The 8,396-nt window shown below is 61.9% G+C and carries 10 protein-coding genes and 1 tRNA gene; 1 reads left to right on the top strand and 10 read right to left on the bottom strand.

Features of this window, described 5'->3' with window-relative positions; all coding sequences use genetic code 11:
- The 5 genes from JRJ26_19875 to JRJ26_19855 all read right to left on the bottom strand — a co-directional run.
- Positions 1-163: helix-turn-helix domain-containing protein (locus tag JRJ26_19875; GenBank protein MBW2059749.1), on the bottom strand; the 163-nt coding region annotated here is incomplete at its 3' end.
- 690 nt (positions 164-853) lie between these two features.
- Positions 854-1,114, bottom strand: a complete 261-nt coding sequence (locus JRJ26_19870) for a hypothetical protein (protein MBW2059748.1) — start codon at positions 1,112-1,114, stop codon at positions 854-856.
- A gap of 94 nt (positions 1,115-1,208) precedes the next feature.
- On the bottom strand, positions 1,209-1,547 hold the full coding sequence (locus JRJ26_19865; protein MBW2059747.1) for a hypothetical protein: 339 nt from the start codon (positions 1,545-1,547) through the stop codon (positions 1,209-1,211).
- The gene (locus JRJ26_19860) at positions 1,547-2,101 is read right to left on the bottom strand and encodes a hypothetical protein (GenBank protein MBW2059746.1); all 555 of its coding nucleotides are present in this window, start codon (positions 2,099-2,101) and stop codon (positions 1,547-1,549) included. The genes JRJ26_19865 and JRJ26_19860 overlap by 1 nt, the downstream gene beginning before the upstream one ends.
- Before the next feature lie 614 nt (positions 2,102-2,715).
- Positions 2,716-2,791, bottom strand: a tRNA-Asn gene (locus tag JRJ26_19855).
- A 293-nt stretch (positions 2,792-3,084) separates the two neighbouring features.
- Here JRJ26_19855 and JRJ26_19850 point away from each other — a divergent pair.
- On the top strand, positions 3,085-4,296 hold the full coding sequence (locus JRJ26_19850; protein MBW2059745.1) for a cytochrome C: 1,212 nt from the start codon (positions 3,085-3,087) through the stop codon (positions 4,294-4,296).
- A gap of 28 nt (positions 4,297-4,324) precedes the next feature.
- Here JRJ26_19850 and JRJ26_19845 read toward each other — a convergent pair whose 3' ends face one another.
- The 5 genes from JRJ26_19845 to JRJ26_19825 form a co-directional block, all read right to left on the bottom strand.
- Positions 4,325-5,104 carry an ABC transporter ATP-binding protein gene (locus JRJ26_19845; protein ID MBW2059744.1) on the bottom strand — a complete coding sequence of 260 codons (780 nt, stop codon included), beginning with the start codon at positions 5,102-5,104 and terminating at the stop codon, positions 4,325-4,327.
- Between the two features lie 15 nt (positions 5,105-5,119).
- Positions 5,120-5,932 carry a cobalt ECF transporter T component CbiQ gene (cbiQ, locus tag JRJ26_19840; protein MBW2059743.1) on the bottom strand — a complete coding sequence of 271 codons (813 nt, stop codon included), beginning with the start codon at positions 5,930-5,932 and terminating at the stop codon, positions 5,120-5,122.
- A gap of 64 nt (positions 5,933-5,996) precedes the next feature.
- Positions 5,997-7,037, bottom strand: coding sequence for an energy-coupling factor ABC transporter permease (locus JRJ26_19835; GenBank protein MBW2059742.1), 1,041 nt, complete (start codon positions 7,035-7,037; stop codon positions 5,997-5,999).
- A 149-nt stretch (positions 7,038-7,186) separates the two neighbouring features.
- Positions 7,187-8,077 (bottom strand): dihydrodipicolinate synthase family protein, encoded by an 891-nt coding sequence (locus JRJ26_19830; protein MBW2059741.1) that lies wholly within the window; start codon positions 8,075-8,077, stop codon positions 7,187-7,189.
- 96 nt (positions 8,078-8,173) lie between these two features.
- On the bottom strand, positions 8,174-8,396 hold a 223-nt coding region (locus JRJ26_19825; GenBank protein ID MBW2059740.1), incomplete at its 5' end, for a TRAP transporter large permease subunit.

Below are 8,396 nucleotides of genomic sequence, written 5' to 3'. Positions count from 1 at the left end.
GGCGCACCCATTCATCTATTTCGGAGAGCTTGAAACGAAAGAGGCGTCCTACCCGGTGAGCGGGAAGCCCCTTTTCATCAATCCACCGATAAACTGAATCCTTGGCCACCCCCAGATGGGTGGCCACATCCTCGACACCTACCCAGCGTTCCTCAGTGGCCATTTCTTGCCTCGTCGTTTCGTATCTATGAGATACCTATTGGTGCCAACAAAACCAAACGAAAACATATCAAACAGGACCGTTCCTATCAAGGACAAAAACTGATCTGCCATGTGCCGCCTTAAAGTGGGAGACACCGCCCGACCAGGCTATCTCGACCACACACCGTTCTGCAGTAGCCTCCAACTGTGCTGGCCGGCTTTTGCGGCATAGAGCCAAGTCGGAGCTGTCCGCCCATCACTACATACCAGAACCGGGACCCGTCTGTAGAGGCTCGGACCGCCCGCGTGGAAGCCCTTAAGGCGGTCGATCCGTCGTCGTTCTCCGAACTATGACGGGACAAGTGGCCGGCAGGCGGGTCTCGGGATCGTCGAAGGTCAGAAGTTCGCCGCCTGGCTGTGCTGGGCACGGCAGACAGGTACAGGGGCCCCAGCGGTCGCCTGGGGCGCCGTTCTCCCCGGGCTCGGGGTGTGCGGCGCGTGCGGCGAACTCCGCGGCCAGGCGCGCCTGTGTGGCCACGTCGGCGAGCGGGTCGCTTGTGCCGTGAAACCGCGCCAATAGGCGGACCGACATTCCTGAAGAGCCGACCGGACCTTTCAAGAAACCCTCTCGCGCAAACACCTCTTCGCCCCGAAGACTCCCCTATCCGTCTCGGCGGTGCTGCTGGTCAAGATTTCAGTGGAGCTCACCGGTTCATCTCCCTCTTTCGAGAAATCCCAAGCCATGGGCGGCACAGAGGGAAGCAATCGACGGGGCAACGTCCTCCCTTTTCCGGCTCGCCGCTGGCCTGGCTACGCCGGTGCCCAGTATCCAGGTCCCACACTGTGAGCGGGACGGCACTCCGGCCTTCAGAGCCTGCCTCGCCCTGACGAGCCGTTGCTCGAACGACTGCTGGACCAGGCAACCATCAGGCGCCCCTGTCGTTGCCGAGTCGTTATTGCCGGTAGCTTTCATCCTTCCGCCTGTCGGCCTCATCGTGGAAGGGGTGGCTCGTGCAAAACGCGTGCTGATCCAAGTAGTCAATAGACGGAGCGGCGCAGTCTCCCTCCTATTTCACCTTGAGGGCAAACCATTCCATCGCCCCAGGAGTGGCTTTCCACGCCGCACTGTTTCCGTCGGCATAGACCACTGCCTCGTTGTCGTCACCGAAGCCGCAGTGACCGGGGAGGGCGCGAGGCATCTTCTTGCGACCAAGCAAATAGGAAGGCACATGGCGGTTCTTGTCGAGTGCCGCCCTCAGCGATTTGTCGGCGGTCGGGGAGTCGCCGTATTTTCTGAAATCCAGGAGCGCCCTGGCGTATGCCCAGGCAGCCGTAAAGCTTTCTTCATACCGTTCAAAAAGCTCTTCTGCGTCTTCGTCGCGGCCAAGCTCAATGAGGCACGGCATCAAGAGGTAAGGTAACGGATACCCTGATTGTCGTTGGGGTTGAGCCGCAGCATGTCCCAGTAGTGCTCGACGGCCTCTTCACGCTGGCCAGCCTCCCAGAGGCTTTGGGCCAAACCGGCACGGGCACGCATATAGGGCCGAGTCTTCAGGATGCCCCAGAAGTATCCCATGTCTTGTCTGAACGCCTCTTGACCGAGAGCACGCTCGCCCGCCTCGACTCCCTTCCGGTAGAGATCTATGACCTCTTCAAGCGATTCCGCAGCTTCTTCGGCGAGAAGATTGTAGGCATCGGCACAGTCCCCGGAAACCTCCAGCGCCTTCCTGGCCAGGGCCACAGCCTGCCGGCGTGTGGGGGTCTCCCAGGCCTGATACATGATCTCCTGGGCCTGGTCGACGGCGCTTCGCTTGCCTCGGCCCATACCGCCGATGTCGGCCAGCAGACCTTCCATCGACCGCAGCAGAGCTCGAAATTCCACTGGAGCCGACCTGGGAGGTCCTTGCTTGGTTTTCTTCTTTGCCGGTCTTTTCTTCCTCGTCCGCTTTTTCTTGCTCACTGGATTTCCCCCAAACCGGTTCACGACCGAATCCCGGATCTTCGGGCCAGCTCCAGCGCTTCACGAGCCTCGTCCAGGTTCGGCCCCGGTTGACCATCGCCCGGGTATCGGATGTACACAACGTATGGGCTCAGCAGATCCCCCTCCCGCCTTCATGTCTTCCTCGGCCCTGGAGGGCCACTGCCGGACGATTTCGCTCTTGACCTCCTCAGGGCACCCTCATGGATCACCCCGCCGTACTCGTCGGTCGGGTGCGCAATGCCACCAACGACAATCTTTCCGTCCTCAGACCACCCGGTTGAGATCGCGATCACGTCGAAGGGATAACCAAACCAGCGGGGCATTTCTCTGAGCCGCACGCAGACAGGACCGTCGAACAAGACGAGGTGGAAAACGAAGAACGAGAGAATCCGGAAGGAGTGTTCTTGGACGCCGGGCCGAACCGTCGGGGTTGTACAGAGGCCGAGGACTTCTTTTCCTGCCGGAAAGCCGATCACCGCGCCTGCCTTGCCAAAAGCCCAAAGCAAATCAGGGGAAACGGTCGGTCGTCGCCTCCCGTTTCCCCCAACCCTATTTTCAACCTACGAGCCCCGGGAGGTTCGTGGTTTTCGATCTGGCTCCCCGGGCAGGACTCGAACCTGCAACCTAGTGGTTAACAGCCACCCGCTCTGCCGATTGAGCTACCGAGGATCAATCACCATGTATATGTAAGCGCAATTTTCGAAAAAAATCAAGTACGATGTGGCCCTTGTTTGCGGGTAGCGGCTTGAATCGTCTTGATTTGTAAGGTTGTTTCTCGGCTCTCAATGGGGAAACCCTGGAGCCTGCGCTTCCCGCGGCCCGCCGCGAATCACCTGGAGACAGGGGGCTTGGCAATCCTCGGAATATCCATTATCCTGAGAAAATCATCGAGGCGTCGCGAGAAACAAGGAATTTCCCTCTTGCCGGGGAGTGCCATGGGGGTAAAAAGGAGGGGGGTGCACATGAAAAGGATCGGAGTTCTTGGGTTGATCGTTTTGATCTTCGGAACGTGTCTCGCCATCGTCCCGGAAGGAAAGGGGCAGCCTGTCGTCGACAACAGGATCTGCATCGACTGCCATTCGAAGACCAACCCCGGGATCGTCTCGAGCTGGAACCAGAGCAGGATGGCATGGTCGGGGGTCACCTGCATAGACTGCCACGGCTCTGATCACAAGAGCGGGGACGACGCCTTTCGGATAAGCATGCTGGTCGGCCGGGTCTGCGAGAGGTGCCACCAGGAAGAGGCCAGGCAGTTCCACGAGGGCAAGCATGCCGGGGCATGGACCTCCGTGTACGCCCTTTCGGATGTCGAAGCCTTGCCCGTGGAGTTGGTCGAGGGCGAGCAGGGGTGTGGAGGCTGCCACGCGATCGGCCGCTGGGACGGGGGATGCGACTCCTGCCACACCCGCCACACCTTTTCCAGGGAAGAGGCCCGCCAGCCCACGGCCTGCCTTCCATGCCACGGGGGGATAAACCATCCCCAGTACGAGATATGGCAGACCTCCAAACACGGCGTGGTCTTCGAGGTGAGCAAGAAGGGACGGGGCCCCACCTGCCAGACCTGCCACATGCCGAGGGGCAATCACGGCGTGAGAACCGCGTGGAGCCTCCTCGGCCTCCGTGCGAGCGGCACAGACTCCGAGTGGGCCGAATCGCGAAGGACGATACTCCGCTGGCTCGGTCTCATAGACGCCGCAGGCAAACCCACGGCCAAACTCGACGGCCGGAAGGCCCGGGGCATCGTCCTTCTTTCCTACGAGAAGTGGAAGGAGCAGAGAGACCGGATGGTGGAGACCTGCGCCAGATGTCACAGCAGGCTCTTTGTCCTCGAGAAGATGGGAGAGGTGGACAGCATCATCAAGAAGGCCGACAGGCTCATGGCAGACGCCATTCTCCTCGTCCAGGGGCTCTACCAGGACGGGATTCTCCCGAGACCGGAGTCCGCGCCTCCCTGCTGCCCCGACCTGCTCGGCTTCCACAGGCCGCCCAATCCCCTGGAGGGGAAGCTTGTGGTCATGTTTCTCAAGTACCGGCTGATCATGCTTCACGGGGCCTTCCACAACAACCCGGACTACACCACCAACTACGGGTGGGTCAAGCTGAAGGAGGGATACCAGGAGATCGCAGAGGCGGCCGGAAGTCTCAGGGCCGGGCAGCCGGCCAACAGCGACTGACAACCCGGCACCTTGCCCACCAGGCCCGCTACGGACCCCCTGAGCCCTCCCGGAGGCGGCCGCCCGCCCTGAGAGGCGGCCCCTGCATGGAGAGAGGCCTTTCGAGGCCGTTTTCCAGGAGGAGCCTGTCGTCGGCGAAGAGCTCGAGGGTCGGCCCGTCGGCGACGATCCTGCCCATGCTGAGCAGGATCGTCCGCTCGCACAGATCCATGACCAGGTCGAGGTCGTGGGTCGCCAGGATCTTGGAGTGGTGAAACCTGCCGAGAAGCTCGATCAGTTGTCTCCGGGAACGCGGATCGAGGTTCGACGACGGTTCGTCCATGACGAGGATGTCCGGGTCCATGGAGATGACCGATGCGATCGAGACCGAGCGTTTCTGCCCCTCGGACAGCCTGTGGGGAGGGCGATCCTTCAGATCGAGGCAGCCGACCTGCTCCAGGGCCTTGACGGCCGCCTCCTCCGCGTTCTCCCTTGTCCAGCCGAGATGGAGGGGCCCGAAGGCCACGTCTTCGAAGACGGTCGGCATGAAGAGCTGATCGTCCGGGTCTTGGAAGAGAAAGCCGATCTTTTTCCGGAAATCCCTGGCAGTCCTCTTCGAGAGAACGACCTCTCCGATCCTGATCTTTCCCCTGGCGGGCATGAGGGTCCCGTTGATCTGGAGGAGGAGCGTCGACTTGCCCGCGCCGTTGGCCCCGACGATACCCACGGATTCCCCGTGCAGGACCCGGAAAGAGATGCCTTCGAGGGCGCGGGTCCCGTCAGGGTAGGTGTAGTGGACGTCCTGGAGCTCGATTATGTGATGACTCATGGGCGTCTGCTCCCTCTATCCGAACGCCCTGAGGGCGAAGGCGCCGAAGATTTCGCTTATGTTGTAGAGGCGGAGCACGGCAAACAGGCAGAACCACACCAGAAGGAAGGCCGCATCTCCACCGGCGAATGTGAGCCTCCTCAGGGTCCGGATCTCCCCGTCAAAGCCCCTGTTGCCCATGGCCTGGTAGACCCTTTCGGCCCGGCCCATGGTGCGGAGAAACAGCACCCCGAGGATCTGGACGAAGAGCCTCAGGCCCGGCCCCTTCCCCCCGAAGCTCCGCACGGCCACCGCGCGGGTCATCCTGAGGGCCTCCTCCGTGAGGACGAAGATGAAACGGTAGAGAAACATGAGCTGCACCACGAAGAGCCTCGGCACCCTGAGGCGGTCCAGGGCACTGCACACCCCCGGGAAGGAAGTCGTGGCGACAAGGATCAGGGCCGCACCCACGGTGAGGACGAACCTGATCATGACCGATGCGAACGACACCCATCCTCCCGTGACGGCCAGGGGACCGAGGCGTACGAGCACCTCGCGGTCGAGAAAAGGGTTGAAGATCCCGATGACCAGGGCAAAGGGAGAGACGAGGACAAGCTTCCTGGCAAGGAAACCCAGGGGCAGGTCCGCCATGGAGACCATCACGATGGGGAAGGAGAAGAAAGGGATCAGACCGGCCACGGTGTACTTCGGAAAAGAGACCACGGTCACGATGAAGGCCAGTGTGACAACCAGCTTGGCCCTGGGATCGAGCCGGTGGATGGCCGTGTCGCCGTAAGAGAGGCTGTCGAGCCGTCCGAGGTCAAGAAGCGCCGAGTCGAAAGAGGACATGGGCTCACCCTCCAAGGGATGGCTTGGCCTTGATACGGGCAAACCGGGCGGACGGGGCGGGATCCTAGGATGTTCCCCTTGCCCGCCTCCGCAGGAACAGCCCGACCAGGACAGAAAGGCCAAGGGTCATCACGGAGCCGACGATCCCGGCGACGGTGGTGCCGGAACTGACCGCAGGCCAGGTTCCGCCCTCCTCGCCACGCTCCTCGCCCACGGGCTCCTCTTTCCTGAATCCGTAGTCGGGGAGAATAGCTGTCTTTTCCTGGGCGGCCTCCAGGGCCGGAATGATCCCCCGGGCGGGCGCGGGCAGGTCCGGCTTACCGTAGATCTTCGTGATCGACCACTCGAGACCGTCCGGATGGGTGGAGGCGAACCACGAGAGAATACCGCCGGTGACCAGAGCCGCCGCGGCCAACCCGATCAACACCTTGCGGATCGAAACCCCGCCGAGCGGTCTCGCCGTGGCCGCTGATTGGAGAATCTCGGGACGGGTCTTCCTCACGAAGGCGATCAACCCCGCCGTCACGAACCCCTCGACCAGGCCGATGGCCATATGAATCGGGAGCATCAGGAGCACGAAGGTCAGGAAGGGGAGTTCGCTGATGCCGGAGAGGAGCGTCTCTATGACCACGCTCAGCGGACCGAGCTGCATGGCCGCAAGAACCGAGACCAGGGCCGCCAGGGTGGCCCTTCCGGGCGTGGGGTCCTTCCCGGCCAGCGGCTTGTAGATGAGGGGATAGGCGACAAAGCACGCCCAGAAGCCCATGTTGAACACATTGCACCCGAGCGCGAGAATCCCCCCGTCACCGAAGAAGAGGGCCTGGACGACCAGCACAGAGGCCAGCGTGAGGAAACCCGCATAGGGCCCGAGCAAGACGGCCAGAATCATCCCTCCGGCAAGGTGGCCGCTCGAACCCGTGCCTGGAATGGTGAAGTTGATCATCTGGGCGGCAAAGACAAAGGCCCCGAGGATCCCCATGAGGGGTATCTTCTTCTCGTCCGCCTCTTGCTTGAGTTTCCTGGCGCTGTATGCGACGGCGGTGCCGGAAACAACCCAGAAGGCAGCACCCACAGAAGGCGAGAGCAGAGCATCGGCCATGTGCATGAGAGCCCCTCCTCCTTGATCCACGACCGGACGAAAACCGGGAATCAGTTCCGGTGTTACGACTTCTGTCTTTGTAACACACCGGCGGGCAAAAGTCAACCACCGGATTTCGAATTTCCACATCAGAATGGGATCGACAGGCCCTGTGGCTATGGAATCAGCCCGAGCTCCTCCAGGGAGGCCCTGAGGGCCGCCTCTTCGCCCGGGGAGAGGCTCCTGTGGGGTTCTCTCACGGTTCCCGCTTCCACCCCCCGGAAAGCGAGGGCCTTCTTGAAAAGGGCGATGTCACCGTCCCCTGTCGCCTCGACCAGCCTGTCTATAAAGGCCTGGTGCTCCCGGCTCTTTCCCAAGTCACCCTTTTCAAAGGCCCTGTAGATCCGGACAAAGGGCTCGGGGAATGCAGAAGCGGTACCGGATACGATGCCCCGCGCCCCGGAAAGCAGGACAGGAAGAATCAGGGAATCGCATCCCACAAACACCGGGCACCTGTCTCCCGCGGCCCGAACGCAGTCCCGCACCCGGAACAGGTCGGAGCTGCTCGTCTTGAGGCCCACGATCGTCTCGATCTCGTCTATGAGCCTCCGGAACAGGGCCGGGGTGAGATCGTTTCCGGTACAATCCGGAATGTCGTAGACGAACAGGGGGAACCCGGGGACTCCGTCGGCTATCCTCGCGAAGTGCCGGAATATCTCCTCCTCGTCGAGGCGATAGTAGTAGGGCAGTACGACTCCCGCGGCGTCGGCCCCGGCATCGCGGCAGTGCCTTGTCAACTCGATCGTCTCCCGGGCCGTTATGCAACCGGTCTGTATGATGACCTTGACTCTCCCGTTCACACGGGCGACCAGGTCCCCGGCCATCGCCTTTCTCTCCGGAACGGACAGAACCGGCCCCTCCCCTGTCGTTCCCAGCGCGAAGAGACCGTCGACCCCCTTTTCGATCAGGAAGTCGCAGTAAGGGCCAAGGGGCTCCGGATCGACGGCGTTCCCCCCATCCTTCATGGGTGTGACGATCGCGGCTATGACACCCTTCCATTCAGGCATGACTCGGTTCCTCCACGCCCTTTTCCGCCGCCCCTGAGGGCTTTCCGGCCCGCTCCGATCGGACCTCGTCCCCTGTGCAGGACGGCCCCCGCCTAGTCAGCCGTCGTAGCCCGCCAGCCGGGGTATCCAGAGGACCGTATCAGGCAGGTACGTGACCAGGAAAAGGGCTATCAGCTCAAAAGCGATGAATATCATCATCTCCTTGAATACCTCGCCCAGGGGTGTTTCGCTGATCGCACTGGTGATGAAGGCCGTCTCGCCGAAAGGCGGCGTATCGAGGGCGATCATCAGGTTGAAGACCGTGACCACACCGAAATGG

The sequence above is a fragment of the Deltaproteobacteria bacterium genome (assembly GCA_019308905.1).
GTDB lineage: Bacteria > Desulfobacterota > BSN033 > WVXP01 > WVXP01 > JAFDHF01.
This window is presented reverse-complemented; position numbering and strand designations above follow the sequence as displayed.

Coding starts and splice junctions, on each gene's coding strand:
- JRJ26_19850 (MBW2059745.1), top strand. CDS start 3,085: ATGAAAAGGATCGGAGTTCTTGGGTTGATCGTTTTGATCTTCGGAACG.
- JRJ26_19835 (MBW2059742.1), bottom strand. CDS start 7,037: ATGCACATGGCCGATGCTCTGCTCTCGCCTTCTGTGGGTGCTGCCTTC.
- JRJ26_19830 (MBW2059741.1), bottom strand. CDS start 8,077: ATGCCTGAATGGAAGGGTGTCATAGCCGCGATCGTCACACCCATGAAG.
- cbiQ (MBW2059743.1), bottom strand. CDS start 5,932: ATGTCCTCTTTCGACTCGGCGCTTCTTGACCTCGGACGGCTCGACAGC.
- JRJ26_19870 (MBW2059748.1), bottom strand. CDS start 1,114: ATGAAAGCTACCGGCAATAACGACTCGGCAACGACAGGGGCGCCTGAT.
- JRJ26_19865 (MBW2059747.1), bottom strand. CDS start 1,547: ATGCCGTGCCTCATTGAGCTTGGCCGCGACGAAGACGCAGAAGAGCTT.
- JRJ26_19845 (MBW2059744.1), bottom strand. CDS start 5,104: ATGAGTCATCACATAATCGAGCTCCAGGACGTCCACTACACCTACCCT.